Annotated in this window: 19 protein-coding genes and 3 tRNA genes; 14 read left to right on the forward strand and 8 right to left on the reverse strand. The window is 61.6% G+C overall.

Annotated features, from left to right (window positions below):
- The first annotated feature begins 3 nt into the window (after window positions 1–3).
- From C8E00_RS08065 to C8E00_RS08075, 3 genes are all read left to right on the forward strand, one after another.
- Window positions 4–78 (forward strand) — tRNA-Gly (locus tag C8E00_RS08065).
- Between the two features lie 115 nt (window positions 79–193).
- Window positions 194–267, forward strand: a tRNA-Cys gene (locus C8E00_RS08070).
- Between the two features lie 34 nt (window positions 268–301).
- A tRNA-Leu gene (locus tag C8E00_RS08075) sits at window positions 302–388 on the forward strand.
- A 90-nt stretch (window positions 389–478) separates the two neighbouring features.
- Here the strand turns inward: C8E00_RS08075 and C8E00_RS08080 are convergent.
- Together C8E00_RS08080 and C8E00_RS08085 are read right to left on the reverse strand one after the other, a co-directional pair.
- Complete coding sequence (locus C8E00_RS08080; RefSeq protein WP_208291899.1) at window positions 479–1,294, reverse strand: helix-turn-helix domain-containing protein; 816 nt, start codon at window positions 1,292–1,294, stop codon at window positions 479–481.
- 162 nt (window positions 1,295–1,456) lie between these two features.
- Window positions 1,457–1,927 carry a hypothetical protein gene (locus tag C8E00_RS08085; protein ID WP_133696698.1) on the reverse strand — a complete coding sequence of 157 codons (471 nt, stop codon included), beginning with the start codon at window positions 1,925–1,927 and terminating at the stop codon, window positions 1,457–1,459.
- Window positions 1,928–2,198: 271 nt separating this feature from the next.
- Here C8E00_RS08085 and C8E00_RS08090 point away from each other — a divergent pair, with 271 nt between their 5' ends.
- Window positions 2,199–3,920 carry a proline--tRNA ligase gene (locus tag C8E00_RS08090; protein WP_133696700.1) on the forward strand — a complete coding sequence of 574 codons (1,722 nt, stop codon included), beginning with the start codon at window positions 2,199–2,201 and terminating at the stop codon, window positions 3,918–3,920.
- A 247-nt stretch (window positions 3,921–4,167) separates the two neighbouring features.
- A complete protein-coding gene (locus tag C8E00_RS08095; protein WP_166638279.1) occupies window positions 4,168–6,201 on the forward strand; it encodes a putative bifunctional diguanylate cyclase/phosphodiesterase in 2,034 nt (677 codons plus the stop codon).
- 20 nt (window positions 6,202–6,221) lie between these two features.
- On the opposite strand, the gene C8E00_RS08100 is transcribed toward C8E00_RS08095, so the two are convergent.
- Entirely contained in the window at window positions 6,222–6,728 is a 507-nt protein-coding gene (locus C8E00_RS08100) for an FKBP-type peptidyl-prolyl cis-trans isomerase (protein WP_133696705.1), read from the reverse strand.
- A 34-nt stretch (window positions 6,729–6,762) separates the two neighbouring features.
- Complete coding sequence (gene rfaH, locus C8E00_RS08105) at window positions 6,763–7,311, reverse strand: transcription/translation regulatory transformer protein RfaH (protein WP_133696707.1); 549 nt, start codon at window positions 7,309–7,311, stop codon at window positions 6,763–6,765.
- Window positions 7,312–7,459: 148 nt separating this feature from the next.
- Between rfaH and C8E00_RS08110 the strand changes: the two genes are divergently transcribed.
- Window positions 7,460–8,797 carry an AmpG family muropeptide MFS transporter gene (locus C8E00_RS08110; RefSeq protein ID WP_133696709.1) on the forward strand — a complete coding sequence of 446 codons (1,338 nt, stop codon included), beginning with the start codon at window positions 7,460–7,462 and terminating at the stop codon, window positions 8,795–8,797.
- Window positions 8,798–8,809: 12 nt separating this feature from the next.
- Here C8E00_RS08110 and C8E00_RS08115 read toward each other — a convergent pair whose 3' ends face one another.
- The gene (locus C8E00_RS08115; protein ID WP_133696711.1) at window positions 8,810–10,618 is read right to left on the reverse strand and encodes an SEC-C metal-binding domain-containing protein; all 1,809 of its coding nucleotides are present in this window, start codon (window positions 10,616–10,618) and stop codon (window positions 8,810–8,812) included.
- 139 nt (window positions 10,619–10,757) lie between these two features.
- Here C8E00_RS08115 and C8E00_RS08120 point away from each other — a divergent pair, with 139 nt between their 5' ends.
- The 4 genes from C8E00_RS08120 (at window position 10,758) to C8E00_RS08135 (ending at window position 16,225) form a co-directional block, all read left to right on the forward strand.
- Entirely contained in the window at window positions 10,758–12,677 is a 1,920-nt protein-coding gene (locus C8E00_RS08120) for a hypothetical protein (RefSeq protein WP_133696713.1), read from the forward strand.
- Window positions 12,678–12,761: 84 nt separating this feature from the next.
- The gene (locus C8E00_RS08125; protein WP_133696715.1) at window positions 12,762–14,693 is read left to right on the forward strand and encodes a DNA topoisomerase III; all 1,932 of its coding nucleotides are present in this window, start codon (window positions 12,762–12,764) and stop codon (window positions 14,691–14,693) included.
- An 87-nt stretch (window positions 14,694–14,780) separates the two neighbouring features.
- Window positions 14,781–15,047: a hypothetical protein gene (locus tag C8E00_RS08130; protein ID WP_133696717.1), complete on the forward strand. Its 267-nt coding sequence runs from the start codon at window positions 14,781–14,783 to the stop codon at window positions 15,045–15,047.
- A 5-nt stretch (window positions 15,048–15,052) separates the two neighbouring features.
- Window positions 15,053–16,225 (forward strand): FUSC family protein, encoded by a 1,173-nt coding sequence (locus C8E00_RS08135; RefSeq protein WP_133696719.1) that lies wholly within the window; start codon window positions 15,053–15,055, stop codon window positions 16,223–16,225.
- A 26-nt stretch (window positions 16,226–16,251) separates the two neighbouring features.
- Here C8E00_RS08135 and C8E00_RS08140 read toward each other — a convergent pair whose 3' ends face one another.
- Together C8E00_RS08140 and C8E00_RS08145 are read right to left on the reverse strand one after the other, a co-directional pair.
- Window positions 16,252–16,659: a hypothetical protein gene (locus tag C8E00_RS08140; RefSeq protein ID WP_133696721.1), complete on the reverse strand. Its 408-nt coding sequence runs from the start codon at window positions 16,657–16,659 to the stop codon at window positions 16,252–16,254.
- Window positions 16,619–16,897 carry an FAD assembly factor SdhE gene (locus tag C8E00_RS08145; protein WP_133696724.1) on the reverse strand — a complete coding sequence of 93 codons (279 nt, stop codon included), beginning with the start codon at window positions 16,895–16,897 and terminating at the stop codon, window positions 16,619–16,621. Before C8E00_RS08145 ends, C8E00_RS08140 begins: the two co-directional genes overlap by 41 nt.
- A gap of 164 nt (window positions 16,898–17,061) precedes the next feature.
- Between C8E00_RS08145 and C8E00_RS08150 the strand changes: the two genes are divergently transcribed.
- The 3 genes from C8E00_RS08150 to lapB are packed head-to-tail and all read left to right on the forward strand — an operon-like array spanning window position 17,062 to window position 18,949.
- Window positions 17,062–17,418 (forward strand): integration host factor subunit beta, encoded by a 357-nt coding sequence (locus tag C8E00_RS08150; RefSeq protein ID WP_341765848.1) that lies wholly within the window; start codon window positions 17,062–17,064, stop codon window positions 17,416–17,418.
- 40 nt (window positions 17,419–17,458) lie between these two features.
- Window positions 17,459–17,764 carry a lipopolysaccharide assembly protein LapA domain-containing protein gene (locus tag C8E00_RS08155; RefSeq protein WP_133696728.1) on the forward strand — a complete coding sequence of 102 codons (306 nt, stop codon included), beginning with the start codon at window positions 17,459–17,461 and terminating at the stop codon, window positions 17,762–17,764.
- Window positions 17,765–18,949, forward strand: coding sequence for a lipopolysaccharide assembly protein LapB (gene lapB, locus C8E00_RS08160; protein WP_133696730.1), 1,185 nt, complete (start codon window positions 17,765–17,767; stop codon window positions 18,947–18,949).
- Window positions 18,950–18,952: 3 nt separating this feature from the next.
- Here lapB and pyrF read toward each other — a convergent pair whose 3' ends face one another.
- Window positions 18,953–19,654, reverse strand: coding sequence for an orotidine-5'-phosphate decarboxylase (pyrF, locus tag C8E00_RS08165; RefSeq protein WP_133696733.1), 702 nt, complete (start codon window positions 19,652–19,654; stop codon window positions 18,953–18,955).
- 230 nt (window positions 19,655–19,884) lie between these two features.
- Between pyrF and C8E00_RS08170 the strand changes: the two genes are divergently transcribed.
- On the forward strand, window positions 19,885–20,157 hold the full coding sequence (locus tag C8E00_RS08170) for a ComEA family DNA-binding protein (RefSeq protein WP_133696735.1): 273 nt from the start codon (window positions 19,885–19,887) through the stop codon (window positions 20,155–20,157).
- Window positions 20,158–20,174 lie beyond the last annotated feature (17 nt).

Here is a 20,174-nt window from a genome sequence, read left to right on the forward strand (position 1 = left end):
TCAGCGGGAATAGCTCAGTGGTAGAGCATCGCCTTGCCAAGGCGAGGGTCGCGAGTTCGAATCTCGTTTCCCGCTCCAGAACTTGATAGCATTGGAACGGCCAACGAGGGTCGCGAGCTGGAACGCCAGCCCGGTCAAATCTCGTTTCCCGCTTCAAGCTCGAACGTTGACCGCTTTTAAGTGCGTTCAACAAGGCTGGATGGCAGAGTGGTTATGCAGCGGACTGCAACTCCGTGTACGCCGGTTCGATTCCGACTCCAGCCTCCATTTCTTCTGCGGTGTTCCCCTTCCGTATCCGTTAGCCCGGATGGCGAAATTGGTAGACGCAAGAGACTTAAAATCTCTCGGTGGTAACACCGTGCCGGTTCAAGTCCGGCTCCGGGCACCAGTCAACATAGAATACTCGGCGCCCTCCCCGCCTCGCAGTTCAACCGATCACGCCTAGAACGCCAACATCGTGTCGCCCATGGGCGTTGTCTCAATGTGCCGGCATACCGGCGAGACGACATGAACTCGGGGGGACGATGCCGGCATGCCAGATAGATTGGCGCGCGCGCCCATCCGCCAACGCCATGAGCCCGTCCAGGTCGTCGACCCTGATTTCTCGTCCCTTGGCGGTCAGCAGTCCCAAGTCCTGAAAACGTCCCAACAGCCGACTCACCGTTTCGACCGCCAACCCCAGATAATTGCCTATATCGCTTCGCGACATGGACAGACGAAAGCAGAACGGTGAGTATCCTTGTTGCCTGAACCGCGTCGACAAGGCAAGCAGGAAGCTTGCCAGGCGCACATCCGAGGTTCGGTTGAGCAACAAGCGTACCATCATGCGCTCTTGATGCAGCGCACGGCTCATCACGCGTAGAAAGCACCCATTACCGCCCTTCTCAGCCGCCTCTTTGCGAGAAAACTCTTCGAGGGCTTCAGGCAAAATTTCGCAGACGGATGTCGTTTCCAACGCCTGTGTCGTCCCCGGATGAAAACCGGTACTGATAGCATCAAGGCCCACCACCTCACCCGGTAAATAAAACTGGGTAATGTGCGCTTCATCGGTGATGTCGCGATAAACTTGCTTCAAGCTTCCACAGCGTACGATATACAGACTTTTCAACGCTTCGCCTTGCGCAAACAGCGTTTGGCGCTTTCTCAACGGTGATATCTGTCGGCTGATGGCACTGAACGTTTCCAGCTCCCCCACCGACAAAGGTGCCGGCAAGCACATGCCGCTCAAGCGATAGGCTGGCGTCGGACGCTCAGGTAGTGCCATGAATCGAGAGGCTTTGTATTGTGATGTCATTGTAGACTTCCCACGTCTGAATCGAGGTTTCAGTATGCGTGAGAGTCTTTTTGAGCACAGTTTGATATTCGTCTTTACGTGTCTGGTTTTTCTCATGCCAAACGCGAATTGCCTCGTAGCATGACACTCATCAAAGTCATGTGAGGCAATTCGCACTATGCGTCAGCCATCCGAAACCTGCATGTCGGCAAGACGCTCACCATCATACACCCCAGACATGCGCACCAGTGCCAGTGCTTGCTCTCGAGAAGCGACCCGCTCGACGCGCACCAATTCATCGTTCAGGCTCACCGGCATCCTGGTACGTTCAGCAAGCATTGATTCGAGCCTTTGCGTATCCAATTCGTCCTCGAAATGCAGCGTATCTACCTGGGCATTATCGCGACTCGGCAGGTAGATCGTGCCATTGGAAAAGTCGATGGCATACGCAATGACGCCGGGGATGATATAAAAAAGCAGGCCCACACCATCGGCGATGGCCACGGCAGGATCGATACGCCCGCTGGGCTGCCCCTTGCGCTCGGGATAGAACACGGTCCCGCATCCCGCCAGCATAGTGGTGGTGACGGCGATGATCAGACCGACTATCCAGCGGCGAACCTGGAGAACTCTACGGTCGTGCATGGCACTCATCACGTATTCCTCTTACTCTGTTGACATACATTATTCAAGATCAACGCTACGTTACTCATCATGCCGGGCATGACGCACGTAAGCATATCGCATGCATCACGGCAATGGGATCCTGCTCTCCCACGAGGCGTTCCTTCGCCCCCTCGCGCCAGGACGTCCCCGCATGCATCGCTTTTGCCGCGTCAACGCCTTGACCGTACAATAGCCTCATTTGCTGCGCCGCTTTTGAGCGACGCGATGTTAGGCCTCGACTCCAAGGAACCGCTTGTCCATGCGTGCCAGTCAATTGTTGCTCTCCACCCTCAAGGAAACCCCCGCCGACGCTGACATCGTCAGCCATCAGTTGATGCTGCGTGCGGGCATGATTCGTCGCCTGAGTTCGGGACTCTATACTTGGCTACCCTTGGGGCTGCGCACGCTTCGCAAGGTCGAGAACATCGTGCGCGAGGAAATGAACCGCGCCGGCGCCCAAGAAGTGCTGATGCCCGCCATTCAACCGGCGGAGCTGTGGCAGGAGTCCGGTCGCTGGGATCAATACGGCAATCTGCTGTTGCGCATTCGCGATCGCCACGACCGCGACTTCTGCTATGGCCCGACGCACGAGGAAGTGATCACTGACCTGGTGCGTAACGAAATACGCTCGTACAAGCAGTTGCCCGCCAACTTCTACCAGATCCAGACCAAATTCCGCGACGAAACGCGCCCGCGTTTCGGGGTCATGCGCGCCCGCGAGTTCATCATGAAGGATGCCTACTCCTTCGATATCGACCAGGCTGGCCTGCAACGCTCCTACGATGCCATGTACGACGCCTACATGCGCATCTTCACGCGCCTGGGGCTGGATTTCCGCGCCGTCGAGGCCGACAACGGCGACATCGGCGGCACCGGCTCCCACGAGTTTCAGGTGCTGGCCGATTCCGGCGAGGACGCGGTGATCTTCTCCACGTCGTCCGACTACGCGGCCAACATGGAAAAAGCCGAGGCACTTCCGGCGCCACTGGGCGAGACTCCCGAGCGCCCCGCCCCCCAGGAGACGTTGCGCCTGGTCGACACGCCGAATGCGCGTACCATCGCCACCTTGGTCGAACAGCACGGCCTGCCCATCGAGAAGACCATCAAGACGCTGATGGTGCATGCCGCCGAGGGCGGCCTGATCGCGCTGCTGGTGCGCGGCGATCACGAGCTCAACGAGGTCAAGGCCGAGAACCTGCCCGAAGTCGCCGCCCCCCTGACCATGGCCAGTGAAGCGGAAATTCGCCAGGCGGTGGGCGCCGGCCCCGGCTCGCTGGGCCCCGTCAACCTGGAGATGCCGCTGATCATCGATCGCAGCGTGGCGCTGATGAGCGATTTCGGCGCCGGTGCCAACATCGACGGCCAACACTATTTCGGGATCAACTGGGAGCGCGATGTCGCCCTGCCCAAGATAGCCGACCTGCGCAACGTGGTCGAAGGCGATCCCTCGCCGGACGGCCAGGGCACGCTGTCCATCGCCCGCGGCATCGAGGTCGGCCATGTCTTCCAGCTGGGGACCAAGTATTCCACGGCGATGAACGCCACCGTGCTCGACGACAATGGCCAGGCAATGCCGTTGCTGATGGGCTGCTACGGCATCGGCGTGACACGCGTGGTCGCCGCCGCCATCGAACAGAATCACGACGCCGGCGGCATCATCTGGCCGAATGCCATCGCCCCCTTCGAAGTCACACTGATCCCCATGAACGCCCACAAGTCCGAGCGCGTTCGCGAATATGCCGACACGCTCTATCAGCAGTTGAGCGACGCCGGGATCGACGTTCTGATCGATGATCGTGACTTGCGCCCGGGCGTCAAATTCGCCGATCAAGAACTCACCGGGATTCCGCACCGTATCGTGATCGGTGAGCGCAGCCTCGATAACGGTGAGCTGGAATACAAGGGGCGCCGCGATAGCGAGGTGACCATGGTGCCCGTCGACACGATCCTGACCTTCCTGCGTCAACACCTGACGACCTGAACCACGCTGGGGCATGGCTTTTACAGCATGCCCCGCTCTTTCCCGCGCTCGCATTCACTGCCACTATTGACCAGAGATCCGCCGCAACGTGGCTCGGCAAGCGCGTGAGCGTGACCATGCGCACCCCATAACGAGGATCGCCCAATTCCATACGACGTCTGAACACCAACACGTCGGGGTACTTTCGACATGGCGCAGGATGGCGCATGACGACTCATCTTTGTTTCGACGATCTTCGGTGTACCGAATGACGCTCGATACTGCCAACCAATTGCAGCGTTTGCGTCACCAACAGCGCCGCAACAACGTGCTTTTCCGTCTTTTCGCGATAGGCAGCGGGAGCGCACTCATGGGGTCGCTGCTTCTGGAGCAACGCCTGTCCTGGCCGCTAGCGATCACCATGATGGTGATGTTGCTGGGCGCGCTATTGCTGCGACATACGGTACGGCAAACCCGCTACAACATCGCACAATGGGAAATCATGCTGCAGGCACAACGACGCCAGACCGATCAGCAGGAAGCCTGGCGCCGGATGCGTGAACTGCTGCAACGCGACCTCGATGAAGACACCTTCTTGCAAACCTTGCTCGATACCAGCGCCGAAATTCTGAACACGGAGCGTGTCAGTCTATGGTTTCTCGACGAGGATCGCGCCCTGATCTGCCGCATGTCGCGCATCGACGCACTCAACGGCGTCAGATTGGCACCCAATGGCCTGGATGACTATATCGCGTCGCTGTCGCAGCATCCTTGCCTGGTCACGCCCGACGCCCAACATGACGAACGCCTCAGCGGCCTGCTGCCTTATCTGCGCGACAATCATATCCACGCCATGCTGGACGTGGGTATCTTCATCGGCGGCGAACTGCGGGGCGCCATCTGTTGTGAGGCGACGTCGCCACGCGAATGGCATGGCGACGAGATCACCACCCTGATGGGGCTGGCGGGATTGCTCTCCCAATTTTCAGAATCCCTGCGGCGTCGCGAAGTGGAGCATGTCCTGCATCGCCAGCTCCACTACGACGAAGTCTCGGGACTGGCAACCCTGAGAGGCCTCCTCGAGCGCTTGACGGCGCTGACCCAAAGCGACGCCCCATTCCACCTGCTGGTGCTACGGCTGGGCGGCCTCGGCCATATCAACGAGACGCACGGTCAGCAAGCCGGCGATGAAGCGATTCGCCAGGTGGCCGAGACGCTCAAGGAACGCCTGACCGAGTTGCACGGCAGCATTCATATCGGACGTCTTCCGGCCAATCGCCTGCTGATCGCCATTCCGGAGCAAACGGATGAGTCGCTGCGCCGCTTCTGCCTGGAGCGACTTCTCTCGTTGGGCGACAATAACTGGCGCATCTTCGGCACGCCCCGCCCGTTGCGATTCAATATCGGCGTGGCACGCCACCCGTTCGATGCCCAGGATATCGAGTCGCTATTGCAGCGCGCCGAGGTCGCGGTGCAACATGCCCGCGAGGCGCCACCGCCCCACCTGACGTTCTACACCAGTCAGTTGAGCGACTGGGAGCAGCGCCTCAATCGCCTGGAACAGGAATTGCGCACGGCGCTCGACGAGCACCAGTTTCGCCTTTACCTCCAGGGACAGTTCGATCCTGCCGGCCATCTGGCCGGCGCCGAGGTGCTGCTGCGTTGGCAGCACCCACGTGACGGGCTACTGGCACCCGGCGATTTCATTGCCGAAGCCGAACACAGTGGCTTGATCCGCCCCATGGGACAGTGGGTGCTCGACCAGGCCTGTGCCTTGCTCAGCGGCGCGCTGCACGACAGTGGGCTGTCGCTCTCGGTCAACGTCTCGGTACAGCAGCTTCATGACGACGCTTTCATGACGCATCTGACGCAATTGCTCGAGCACCACGACTTCGCCCCCCGACGCCTGATCCTGGAAGTCGTCGAGTCGCTACTCGTGACCCCGGGGATCGCCGCTCGGCTCGATGCACTCCGTGAACTCGGCGTACGCCTCGCGCTCGATGACTTCGGGACAGGTTACTCATCACTGCGTTATCTGCAGGATTTCCGCGTTGACGAAATCAAGATCGACAAGGTCTTCGTCGATGCCATCACTTCCCGCCGCGATGCCCCCTTGGTGCGCTCGATCATCGCCCTTGGCAAGGCGCTGGAACTCCGAGTGGTCGCTGAAGGCGTAGAAAATGCGATGCAGCAAGACTATCTACGTGCCCGCGGCATCGATTTCTTGCAAGGCTACTATCTGGCACGCCCCGAACCCATCGATGTCTTCCTGCGCCGACTGGAACGGCTCCCACCGGCGTAACATGCGGCCGACATTCCCCCTTATTGCTTGCGGTCTTCGACCTCGGAGGCCTCTACGTCCGCCGCCAATGGATGCCCCTTGGCAAGTTCCGCGCGCCTCGCCGGGCGGACATCGAGAATGTCGACACGAAACACCAGAGACTGCCCTGCCAGCGGATGATTGGCATCCACCGTCACCTGGGTATCATCCGCCTCGACCAAGGTCACCGTCCGCGGCCCATCAGGCCCCTGGGCCTGAAAACGCATGCCCGGTGATAACGTTTCAACGCCGGGAAAGGCCGTACGCGCCACTGTCTGCACGAGATCGGGCTCATGCGCCCCATAAGCCTCCTCGGGCGCCAGATGGATGTCGCGTGTATCGCCGCCGCAAAGCCCCGCCAATGCCGCTTCCAGGCCGGGCAGGATATTGGCGTGGCCATGCAGGTATTCCAGCGGCGCCTCACGACGCCGCGAGTCGTCGAGCACCTGTTCGGCCGAATCGCACAACACATAATGCAGGCGAACGACATGTTGCGGCGAGATGGTCATGAAACCTCCTGGTGTTACAGCATTGAGCGACGTGTCATGTCATGCGGCGCAGATTGCCCACTGGCAATTCGAGACGCTGCTGCTGATGCAGCATGTTGAGCAGAACGATAGCGCGCTCTTCGCCCTTCTGAGTCTCGAACACCGCTTTGAGCGCCTGAAAAGGCCCGTCGGTTATTTCGACGATTTCCCCTGGGCGAAAGTAGACGTTGCCCGCTTCGCGCATCGTCTCGTCGCGCTGGGCATGGGCAACCAGCATCCCGACCAGGGCATCCGGCACGGGCAGTGGCTCGTCGCCGAACGCGACCAGCTTCAATACCCCCCGCGTGGAGCGGATGGGCCGCCAATTACTGGCCACCCGGTCGAGACGAATGAACAAGTAATGAGGAAACAAAGGCTCGGCGATCCAGACCAGCTTATTGCGGCGCTTCTTCTGCACCTCGAGCACCGGATGAAAGACGCGATAGCCTTGATTGGTCAGGTGTTCGCTGGCACGAAAGGACTCCCCGCCCTTGCACTGCACCACGTACCAGCGAGGGCAGGCGGCCGCGTCGTCGGACGCGTTTGGATCGAGCTGATCGGTCATGTCCTCTAGCCTTCATCGTCGGGGTATGCCACGGTACGCAACCTGCGCGCCTGATGGCGCCGGACGTCACCGTGCAAACGCAACAGTCTAGCATTGTGCCGGATTCATGTCCGAGCCGCACCGGGTGGCTCGCTCACGGGAGGAACCGATGACTCACGATGTCGCACATCGCCGCTGGCGCGACGCCTTGGCGGTCTACCTGCAGGCACCGGTCATCACCATGCTATTTCTCGGCTTCGCCGCCGGTCTCCCCTTCCTGCTGGTATTCTCGACGCTCACCGCTTGGCTGCGCGACACCGGGGTGGACATCGCCGCCATCGGGTTCTTTTCCTGGATCGGCATCCTCTATTCGATCAAGATCATCTGGGCACCGGTCGTCGACCGTTTCGCGTTGCCCGGCCTGGGGCGACGGCTCGGTCAACGCCGCAGCTGGATGCTCTGTGCACAGTTGACGATCGCCGCAGGGTTGCTGGGCCTTGCCACGCTTTCGCCCCCCGGACATCTTCTCCCCATCGCCGGTCTGGCCCTGTTGGTCGCGTTCGGGTCGGCGACGCAGGATATCGTCATCGATGCCTATCGCATCGAGTCCGCCGAGGAAAACGTGCAGGCCGCCATGGCCTCTACCTACATCATCGGCTATCGCGGCGGACTGCTCGCCGCCGGCGCAGGGGCGCTTTATGTCGCCGATGCGGTCTCCTGGCATGCCGCCTACGCGTGCATGGCCGCGCTCGTCGGCGTCGGCGTGATCACCACCCTGGTGAGGCCGGAACCTCAGCGTTCGACGCTTGGCATCCAACTCGCCCATGAGCCACGCGTGCGCGCCTTCCTACACCGGTATCGGCATGCATCCCGGCCACGGCGACGCGTTGGCGCCTGGGTCATCGGGGCCATCGTCTGCCCCTTCACGGACTTTTTTACCCGGCATGGGCGCACGGCCTTGTGGTTCCTGGTGCTCATAGGCCTCTACCGCATCAGCGATCTGGCCATGGCCGCAATGGCCAACCCGCTCTATATCGACCTGGGGTTCAGCCTTTCCCAGATAGCCAATGTGACCAAGGTATTCGGTATCGCCATGAGTATCCTCGGTGGCGTGGCCGGCGGACTACTCGTGGTGCGTTTTGGATTGGGCAGGATGTTGGTGGCAGGCGCCCTGGCGGCTGCCGTCACCAACCTGATGTTCGTGGCCTTGGCGAACGCCGGGCACAGCTTTCCCATGCTGGTGTTGACCATCATGAGCGACAACTTGGCCAATGGGTTGGCCAGCACGGTCTTCATCGCCTTTCTCTCGAGCCTGACCTCACGTGCCTACACGGCGACGCAGTACGCCTTGTTCTCGTCGCTGATGACGCTACCCGGAAAGTTTCTCGGTGGCTTCTCGGGGCTGGTGGTGGATGGCTTCGGGTATACGGGCTTCTTTACCGTCAGCGCAGCCTTGGGCATCCCCGCCGTCCTGCTCGCGCTCTGGCTCACGCGCCCCCAGCGCTGACATCGTGATGGATCATCGGCGGTGGATATCCAGCCACGCCATGGCCCCTGGTGTCGCCATCCACTGATCGCGCATGAGCTGGCGATACTGCCACGCCTCGGCGCGCGTCCCCGGCGCCGGCGCATCGACCGCCAGCGCCACCGGCGTCGGTTTCTCGTCGCACAGCATCGGTACCAGGTAGGGATTGGCCTGCTGAGCAACGGCCAACACGGCGTCGGCCTCGTCACGACGTGACAGGCGATACAAGGCCAGCACACGGGCCATGGTCACGCCGATCATTTCCTCCTCATCGGTGCTACCGCTGAGCTCGGCCGCTTCCTCGTCACGCCCTTCACGCAGCAATTGATCGAGCACCAGCTCACGCAACCCCAGGTCGTCTTCTTCATCGAGCTTGAGCACCCGCTCGGCGAGATGACGCGAACGCGTACGCGCACCGCGCTCCATCCCCACGATCAACGCCAGGGCACAGCGCAGCAGGATGGCATTGTCGGCGTCATCCCACACGAAGGTGCCTTGCTGTGCCTCGAGTTGCGAAAGCCACCCCTCGAACCTATCCGCCAGCGGGGCAAAAAAGCTCTCCGCCATCCAGGGCAGGCTCCCGAAGCGGCTGGTCAATGCCAGGCACAGCGACTGCATCACCGCCGGCGCACCCAGCCACTCGGGATACGCGCACAAGGCAGGCAACCATTCTCCGGCGTTTTCCCAAGGATCCGCCTCGAAGCTCAGCGCCGCGTCTGCGTCGATGGCCACTTTGAAATGCTCGAACCATGCCGCGAAGGCGGTATCCTCGCGAGCGGTGGCATGATATTCCAGGCGCCCTTCCGAGGACCATGCCAACTGCAGCGGCGGCGGGTCTTCCAGGGTGTCGAGCAAGGTGGCAAGCGCCGCCAGCGGCTCGGCCAGATCGTCTTCGGAGTGGATCATCTGCTCGGCCAGGGTCGCTTCGGGATTGGCGGCCAAATCGGCCAAAAACTGTAGTTGATCGGCGTCGAGGTCGGCGCGTTTGGAGAGACGGCGCCACCAGAAATGTGCGCGGGCACGGGCTTCTTCGGCATGCCCCTCATGCAACAGCAGCATGGCCTCGATATAGGCCAGCGTGGGTGAGTCGGGCAACGTTTGCTGAGCGCGGACGAAGGCTTCCCGGGCACTGGCCAAGTCGTCACTGTCGAGGTGCATCAGGCACAGACGCTCGAGCGCCACACCACGCAGGAAGGTCGGGCCACGCTCCAGCACCGCATCGAGCAACGTCGCCCGTTTGCGGTGAAAACCGCGTGCCTGATAGAGGTCGACGAGGATTTCAAATGCCGGCTCGGCCTGCTCAGGAAGGCGCAACCAGTCACGTTCACTGGAAAAAAGGCTTTCGAGTATCTGCTGGGCGCGCCCACGCTGACCGCTTTCCGCCGCGATCAGGCCGGCCTCGAGCAACGCCTGGTCCGGTGCCTTGCCGCTTTTCAAGGCGGCCTTGAGCGTCTCGCCCGTCCATTCCTTGAGTGACAGCATCCACATCAGATGCGGCGGAATCGCGCCCGGCAACGTCACCGCGCCACAACATTGCTTTGTCTTGCGCCCGGAATCGCACCAGCAAGGCTCGTTGCGCCCCGGCCAGGCCAGAGGCTCGGGCTCGAAATCGAGTCGCACCAGCGGTGTCTGATTCCACAGCTGGGGCGCCAGGGCCTGCGCCATGCTCAAATCACCACCGACGCGTACCGCGCCTTCATCACGCGCCCACGTCATCAGCGCCGGATAATGCTCATTGTCGCGTATTGCCTTCAACGCGCCGCTGGCGTACCCCAGCAATTGTTCCACCCATGCGGCCAGCATCGCGACCCTCCTGAAAAATCGCCTTATTCTAGCATGCCCGATAAGCCACCCTCATCCATTGCACCACTGGGTGCACCAGCGGCGCTTTTCGGGTATTGTCGCCGACTGTCCGAACCCCGCCATATCAAGGGATGTCATCGTGCTCCTGCCGTTGCCGTTTCAGCGCAAGTCCTCGCCCTCTCAAGAAACCTCGCAGGTACGCCTCGAGCGCGAAGGGCGCAATGAAATTCGGCGCATCACCGCAGCCGTCGACAAGGTTCCCTGGTCGGTGAGTCTGATGCAGATCCTATGGACGGCCGGCCCCGTCACTCTGCTCGGCGCCTGGGGCGGCTATCTACTCGGATACGGCAAAGCGCCGACCACTGAAAACTACGTTTTCTTCATTTCCTACACGGTCATTACTGGCGCCGCGGGCATCCTGGCCAACCTCGGCTATCATCTCACGCAAGGCCGCAAGGCCGAGAAGACTTCCGGGCAGATCGAGCAGGTCATCAAGACATTGCCCGAGCTGCTGCTGGTCACCCGCGACCTGATCGTCGAAAGCCTCGAGGGAGATGCCCGACGCCGCGAGGCCGCCGCCATGCTGCTGCGCAAGCACGACCTCTCGCCGGAGGGCGTCGAGCTGGCCGCCATCGAACTGCTCGACGACCGCGATAGCGCGCGCCTCATCGGTCAGATCGACGTCTATCGTCGGGTCGGCTTGCATGCCCGCATCCGTGACCTCGTCACGCAATATCGCGATACCCTGGAGCCTCAGTTCAACGCTCTCTACGATATCGCGCCCATCGCCACGCACCTGTTGCGTGAGCGCTTCGAGGGGCGTGCTCCCGACCTTCACCAAGGCGTACCACGCGACGAAAACTTCATCGAGCGCGTCATGGCGGCCATCGAGCAGGACAATGACCTGCTGATGACCCTCCAGGACGTCGAGGAAATGGTGATTCTGGCATTCGAGTTGATCAGCGGGCGCAAGATTCCAGTGCTGTCGTTCGAATACCGTGGCCGCTGGCGTCTCGCCCAGGCGTTCGACAATCTGGAAGAAGCACGCGCACGCCAGCGCATCGCTCAGGCGACCGGCCTGTCGCGCCTGAAGGCACTCAACGTCTATCTCGCCGAACAATCCGGCACCCTGGTCGAGGATAGCGCCTCGGGGCTGCGCGCCGAACTGTTGCTGGAACGCTCGGTGCAAGCGATGGACGCACTGGCCGAGCAGATCGTGCACCTCGCCCAGGCGGTGGAAGCGGGTCAGGAAGATCGCAAGCGCGCATTGCGCACCAAGTCGGATATCCTGGCCAACGCCATCCAGCTGTACAAGAGTGTCTCCAGCGCCTACGAGCAAGTGGGCCGCAGTCATGCCCAGTTGCTCAAGTCGGTGGAACGCTGGGAGCGCATTACCGCCAGCCTGTCAGACGACACGACACGCTTGCGGCTGGGCCCCGGGCGACGCGGGCTGCGCATCCGCGAACGCGCCATCGCGCTGGATGATGAAGCCAAGGCGCGGGTCTGCAAGCATCTCGCCCGCTACCTGAACCAGACGGGTATCACGTCACGCCATCATGACGTGTGGCGTGGCGCGCATCGCGAGACCCAACTGGGCGTCGGCGTGGATGCCGCCAAGCGCCTGGCGATCGAGATCTTCCTCGCGCTCGAACCTCACGTGGGACTCTCGCAACCCGCCACGCAGCGCGCCATCAACAGCTCCAATGCCGCCGACTTCGGCCAGATCGAACCCAACCTCTCGGCGGCCGCCAAGGCCGCACTAGGGGCGTCCATGGTGCGCGAAGTGGATACCGAGTTATCGCGCGCGGCCGAGTCGCTGGCGTTGGCGCTGGTGCGTCACTACCGCGTCGAGCTCGAACCGGCGGCCATCGAGTTCCTCAAGCGCCAGTACGGCGCCCGCGACAGCACGTTGCAGATGCTTTCCAACCTCAATCTGGCAGGGCGCAGCGACGCGCGTAATGTCAGCTTCCTCAGCCATCGGCCGCCTGCCGTGGGCACCCCCCATCGTACTTGGTATCGTGCCTTGGTGCGTGCACGACGTCTCTTCGGACGCCGCTAGTCCAGGTTCAGCCCCAATTCGCCCCACGCCCCAGCGTGAACGTGGCAGAATAAGCGCCATGTTCATGCTGGATCACCTAACGTCATGCGCTTGATCGTCGCCGAAAAGCCCAGTCTGGCACGCGCCATCGCCGACGCATTGCCCGCCAAGACGCAACGCCAGGACGGGTATCTCGAATGCGAAGAGACCTGTATCAGCTGGTGCGTCGGGCACCTCCTCGAACAGGCGCCACCCGACGCCTACGATGCCCGCTATCAGCAATGGCGCCTCGACGATCTGCCCATCGTGCCCCAGCAATGGCAGCTCATACCGCGCGCCAAGGCGCGGGCGCAGTTGGCCGTGATTCGCAAGCTGCTCAAGCGCGCCGACAGTGTCGTGCACGCCGGTGATCCGGACCGCGAAGGCCAACTGCTGGTGCAACGCGTCATCGAACGACTCGGCTGGCGCGGCCCGATGTCGCGCTTGTTGATCAGCGACCTCAACCGCCCCGCCGTGCAACGGGCACTGCGCCACATGGAGGACAACGCGCGCTATCAATCGCTTTTCGAAGCCGCCGAGACACGTTCGCGCGCCGATTGGCTGTATGGCATCAACCTGTCACGCGCCTGGACCTTGACCGGCCGCCACGCCGGCTACTCCGACGTGCTCTCGGTGGGCCGCGTGCAGACGCCCGTATTGGGGCTCATCGTGCGCCGTGACCTTGAGATCGAGCGTTTCGTTCCGCGTCCCTTCTATACCCTGTGGGCGGACCTGGGCGTCGAGCACGGCATGCTACGCGCCTGGTGGCAGCCGCAAGCGCCGCATCCGCTCGATGACCAGGGGCGGCTGTTGACGCGCGAGCCGGCCGAGGCATTGGCAGCCCGTCTGCCCGGTGCCGAGGGGCACTTGAGCGCTCTGCAAAGCAAGAAAAAGTCCCAGACGGCGCCGCTGCCGTATTCGCTATCGGCATTGCAGGTCGATGCCGCGCGCCGCTACAAGCTATCGGCCAAGCGGGTGCTGGATATCTGCCAGGCGCTCTACGAACGCCATCAGCTCATCACCTACCCACGCTCGGATTGTCGGTACCTGCCCGAGGGCCATTTCGCCGCCGCGAAAAAGCTACTCTCTGCGGCCTGTGCCACTGACGAAACACTCGCTGAATGGCTAAGCGGCGCCGACTTCAGTCGCCGCTCACGCGCCTGGAACGACAAGCAGGTCGGCGCTCACCACGCGCTGGCGCCCACCGGGCGCCCGTTCGACGCCGCCCGCCTGTCCCATGACGAGGCCAACGTCTTCCGGCTGATCGCGCGCAATGTCCTGGCGCAATTCTACCCACCGCTGGAAACGCGTGACGTCAAGGCCGAGTTTTCGATCCTCGGCGAGTGCTTTCGCGCCCAAGGCCGCGAGATACTCGTGCCCGGGTGGAAGCCGCTCTTCACAACACGTGATGAAGCACCGGCACTGCCCGCGTTGCGCGAAGGCGAGGCCGGCAAGGTCCGGGAGTGCGCCGTGGAAGACCGTCAGACACGCCCGCCGGAACCGTTCTCCGACGCCAGCCTGATCAAGGCGATGATGAACATCGCTCGCTACGTCGACGATGAAGCAGTACGCCGGACCCTGCGGGATACCGATGGTCTAGGCACCGAGGCGACACGCGCCGGGATTCTGGAGACGCTCATCACGCGCGGTTACGTGATTCGCCAACAGGGCGCGCTGCGTGCCACGCGGCCTGGACGCGCACTTGTTCAAGCCTTGCCGGACACCGCCACACGCCCCGAGCGTACGGCGCTCTGGGAGCAGCGCCTGGCCGAGATCGCCGAGGGCAATGCCGACGCCACGGCGTTCCTGGACACGCTGGTCGGCGACGTCCGACAACTACTGAGTCAGGCGGATGCCGAGCGCATGCGTCAGGCGTTGGCCACCCACGGGGGCCCCGAACCCTCACGCTCGACACACGCCAAGCCCAAAAACGCGCGGCGACGCACTGCAAAACGTTCTCAACGCACCACCACGCGCAAAAAAGGGCCTGACCGATGAGCCAGGCCAACAGAGCATGCCGGCACTCGCGACGCTGTATCTCAACACACCACCATGAATACTCGGATCACGACAAAGGGAAACGCCATGCGCCATCGCCTCTTCATCACATTGCTGCTGGCCTTTCTGCTGCCGGGCCTGGGTCATCTATTCCTACGCCAATGGAGCTGGGCCGCGCTATGGATGATCGGCTTCATCGCGTTGCTCGCGCTGATGATGATCCCTGTTCGCTGGCTGGGCTTCATCTGGTTACTGCTGCTATTGGCCTTGTGGACGGCAAGCATGGTGCATGCGGCCACATTGGCACGCGCTCAAGCTAACGCGTCGACCGGACGCCGGCACGGAGCCTCATGAGAGCGATGGCGCCCACTCGTCTACGTGATCCGTACTTCATCTACCGCTACCGCCATCGACTGCATGTCCTGCGTACCTCGTTAGCGCTGGCCATTACCTTCATCGTCATTCTCACCCTGCAAATACCCCATGGCAGTTGGGCACTGGTCAGCACCATGATGGTGATGGGCAATCTGCCGCATATCGGCGGTGTCATCGACAAAGGGGGACAACGTCTGCTGGGCACGGTGCTCGGGGCCATCTGGGGCATCTTGCTGATGCTGATTCCCGCACCAGCGCCGTGGGTGGTACCCGCCTGGACCCTGATCGGCATCGCGGTCGCCACGCACACCACGTTCGCCACGCGCTATGGCTACAGTGCGCTGATGTTCGGCGTGACATTGTTGATGGTAGTGGGTGACGGCCACCAGGATTTGGGGATCGCGCTGTGGCGCGCCTTCGATGTGCTGATCGGGACGAGCATCGGCATCCTCGCCACCCTGTTCATCCTGCCTCAGAAAGCCACCGATCTATTGCGTTTCCTGCTCGCCGACAACCTCGACAAACTGGCACGCTTGTACCATGCGCATACCAATGCGACACAGCACGATGACGTCGACACACGCCGGTTACTCAAGCGCACCACGGACCAACTGGTCAAGCAGCGTGGCCTGGTGGATGCCATTCACAGCGAGCGCCGCCTGCATCGCGACGACCTGGAACGCATTCTGTCACTGGAGCGACGCATGCTGTCGACGACCGAACTGCTCCTGGAAACACACTGGGCCACACGCGCCGGTCACGACATCATCGCCGAACTGGATGGCTTGCGCGATGAACAGCACCGCCTGGCACGTGCACTAGGCAGCCTGGCCTTCCAGGTGCGCACGGGGCAGTCCATCGACATCACGGTGGCCGCTTTCGACCTGCAGCGTCATGCACAGCCCACGCTGGGGGCGCGCGGCGAAAACGACCGCGCCTTGTTCAGCCCGAGCGGCTACCTGTGGCTCAATCGTGAGCTGGCTCGGCTCACGCAGGCGCTCATCGACACCTTGCAGACGCTCGACCGACTGCCCAGCGCACGCTTGCGGCGCCGCGCCTCACGCCATACCTTGATTCGCGACCGTCTGGCCATGCCGCTGGATGCATCGCGGGGCGACGATGCACCACGCAGCGAGGAAGATACCCGCTCGCACTAACCGACGCGGCGCGCGGACGAAGCGCGTCAGCGCCGCTCCAGTGGCATCGTCGCCAGCAGCCGTACTCGAAACAGCCGACGCGAAACGCGATCTGCGCTGTCCGGCCACAGCCAGATGACGCGACGCCCGAGTCGCAGCCCGATCAACCACGCCCCAATACGCAGAGGTCTCGGCACGACGTTCTGCCACTGCCCCGAGACCTTGCGCCATTGCCATGTCGTCTGTTCTCCGTCGACGCGCTCCCGCAATTCCCAGTGCTGTTGGCCACGCCACCAGTAGCCCAGCAGCACGGCACCGCTCAGCGATACCGCCAACTTCAGCCAAGCGGGCCCCAGGGCAAGCACCACACCGCTCACGCCTCCCCACAGCAGCACATGCGCGGCCAGTGCCAGTCTAGAGGGTCCGAAACTGATCGTTGGAAGTGGTTTCAGCATAATCGACGATCATTTGCACGATACGCCGCAACTCGGCGTCGGCAGGCCATTCACGGCGCATCAACCAGATGAAGAGGTCCTGGTCCTCTTGATCGATCAACGCCTGATAGCGGACCTTGTCCGCCTCATCGAGCTGCGGATAACGATGCTCTAGAAACGGGATCAGGAGTAGATCCAGCTCCCACATGCCACGCCGCGAGTGCCAATAAAGCCGTTTGATGGTTGCATCGTCCTGCATGGAGACTCCCAAGCGCTGTCATGACATGAATAGACGACGAGTATACCCGAGGACTTGGTTACACACATCGTTTACCCACGTGCTTCAAAACCGGACAAGGTTGACTTGCAATGTGCTAGTGCGTTGTTTTATCGAGGTTTGGGCAGTATGCTGAAAGCACAACAATACCGTGGTCGCTTTACTGCCATGAGCAAAGAAGCGGCAAAGTCGCTTGGAGACATTCAATGACCAAATCCGAGTTGATTGAACAGATTGCCATTCGGCAGCCCGAGCTATCGGCCAAGGAGGTCGAGGCAGCAGTCAAGCTCATCCTCGAAGACATCACCCACTCACTTTCCAGTGGCGGGCGTGTCGAAATTCGCGGGTTCGGTAGCTTCTCCCTACACTTTCGAGAGCCCCGGACCGGACGCAACCCCAAAACCGGCGACCCCGTCGACCTCCAGGGCAAATTCGTACCGCATTTCAAGCCCGGCAAGGAATTGCGCGAACAGGTCAATGCCAGTCGCGCACTCGGCTACTGAAGCTCGGGGCGTCATACTTCCATGCAAAAGGAACCTGTCCATGCGTTGGTTTAAAGGTGTCGTGCTGGCCATCATCTTGCTGGTCGTTCTATTACTCGGCATCCTGTTTGCCGTCAATAACCAACAAGCCATCCCGCTTGATTTGATATGGATCGAGTTGCCGTCCGCCTCGTTGGCACTGTGGCTATTGCTGTCACTGGCCTGTGGCATGCTGCTCGGCATGCTGGCCATGACCGGTATCTATTTACGGCTGCGCACGCTCCTGACGCGCGCCCAACGTCATAATCAACAACAGCGCAAGGAACTGGATCGGCTACGTACCCAGGAGTTCAAGGAAGCGCCCTGAATGCTTGATCCACTGCTGCTTGGCCTATTGGTCGCGGCGATCGCCATCGGCTGGTGGCTCGGGCGTCGCGAGCGACGTCGCGCTCGTGAACACCTCTCCCCTGAGGTCTCATTGCCCAGAGACTACTTCATCGGGCTCAATCACCTGCTGAACGAGCAGCCGGATCAGGCCATCGAGACCTTCGTGCAAGCGCTCGAGGTCAACAGCGACACCATCGAAACGCACATTGCCCTGGGCAACCTTTTCCGTTCACGTGGCGAAGCCGATCGTGCCGTCAAGATCCATCAGAATCTTCTGGCACGCCCGACGCTAACCCCTTATCAAGGGGGGCTCGTGCAACTGGAATTGTCGCGGGACTTTCTTAATCTGGGGTTGCTCGACCGCGCCGAACGCCTGCTGCAAGCCTTGGTGAAGGAGTCTCCCGACGACGCGCTTCGCAACGCCGCCAAGCGATTGCTCGTCGATCTACTGCAGCGAGAGAAGGAATGGCAACAGGCACTGGATGTCGCCACGCCACAGCTCATTCGCCAAGACGCCGACATCAAGCGCGCGGCCGCCCACTGGCTCTGCGAGCTTGCCTCACAGGATCGACACAATGCGAGTCCCAGCGTGGCTCGCAAGCATCTGCGTCAAGCGCTGTCCATCGATGAGCGTTGTGTTCGAGCCACTTGGCTACTCGCCGAACTCGAACGCGATACGGGGCATTACAAGGCGGTCATTCGTCATCTCACCCGTATCCCCGAGCAGGATCCCGGCTTTCTACCCATCATACTCGAGCCCCTGCACGAGGCGTATCGACGGCTCGAGGACGAAGCAGGATGGTCTGCGTTCCTGGAAGCGAAGCTGCAAGAAACACACTACACCAGCGTGGTCATCATGCTGGCAGCGTCTCGGCTGCGTACTGACAGTCAGGAAACGGCCATCGAACTCATCAGTGAACAGCTACAAGCGCACCCCAGCTTGCGCGGCGTCGACTACCTCATGGATCTCTATCTGATCGGTGAGGACCATGGCGACCGCGAGCGCCTTCTATTGCTCAAGCAGCACACCCAAAAGCTACTCGCAGCACGCCCTCGCCACCGTTGCCATCGCTGCGGTTTCGGTAGCACCCACCTGCATTGGCAGTGCCCTCGCTGTCATTGCTGGGGCACCACGAAACCCATCATTGGGCTGGAAGGTGAATAGCCGCTAAAGGTACATTTCTTGCTCGATAGCGGCCAAAGCACTCATCGGCTCCGACGCTTGCGTCACTGGCCGCCCGATCACCAGGTGCGTACTTCCCGCCTCCCGCGCGCGTGCCGGTGTCTGAGTACGACGCTGGTCATCGTCATTCGAGACACTCGGCCGTATGCCCGGCGTGACTTTCATGAACGTATCGCCACAAAGCGCGCGTAACGCCGCCGTTTCCTGCGCGGAACACACCACCCCACTCATGCCACTGCGTTGCGCAAGCGCGGCCAGACGCTCGACCTGAGGCAACGGCTCGGCATCGACACCGACTTCGACGAGATCCTCATGCGCCATGCTGGTGAGCACCGTGACCGCGATCAGATGCGTGGTGAGTTGGCGCTTCTCTAGTCGCTCCCTGGCCGCCTCCATCATGCGTCGGCCCCCACTGGCGTGGACGTTGACCATCCACACGCCATGGTCCGCCGCCGCCTCGACGGCGCCCGCCACCGTATTGGGAATATCGTGAAACTTGAGGTCCAGAAACACCTCGAAGCCACGCGCATGCAAGGCCTCCAACACCTGCGGGCCGGTGCGTGTAAATAATTCCTTGCCGACCTTGACCCTGCAACGCCTGGGGTCCAACCGATCGGCCATGGCAAGCGCCTGATCAAGATGCGGGTAGTCGAGCGCGATGATCAACGGCGTATCAAGACGCGGCATGATGTCTCCTGCAAGCAATATGATGGGCGGCGGCATTATACCCACCCCCTCTTTCCTACACCATCTGACGCCACCTTGCCGGGAGGGCTTTCCAATGCCGACGCCAAGTTAATTGATGCTAATTTTGTCGTTTTTAACTTACAAACGATGTCATGAATGGATGACATTTCAATCATGCGATTCTGGGTATGGTAAAACACTCAATAAGATGTATCTAAAGGAGTGATTCCATGAAGAAACTGCTGAGCTATGCCCTCCTGGCCATCGCCCTGAGCGTCACCACCGCCGCGGTCGCCCAGGAAGATGTCACGACGCCCGTCGATATCAATCAGGCCCCGGCGGAGGTACTGGCCACGCTACCGGGCATCGGCGACGTCAAGGCGCAGGCCATCGTCGAAGATCGCAACGCGAATGGGCCTTACGCATCACTCGAGGACTTGACCCGCGTCAAGGGAATCGGAGAAGGAACGGTGCAGGATCTGGACGAGAAAGTCACGTTCTGATGCCACCCACGCCACGA

The organism is Chromohalobacter marismortui (genome assembly GCF_004364315.1).
Taxonomy (GTDB): domain Bacteria; phylum Pseudomonadota; class Gammaproteobacteria; order Pseudomonadales; family Halomonadaceae; genus Chromohalobacter; species Chromohalobacter marismortui.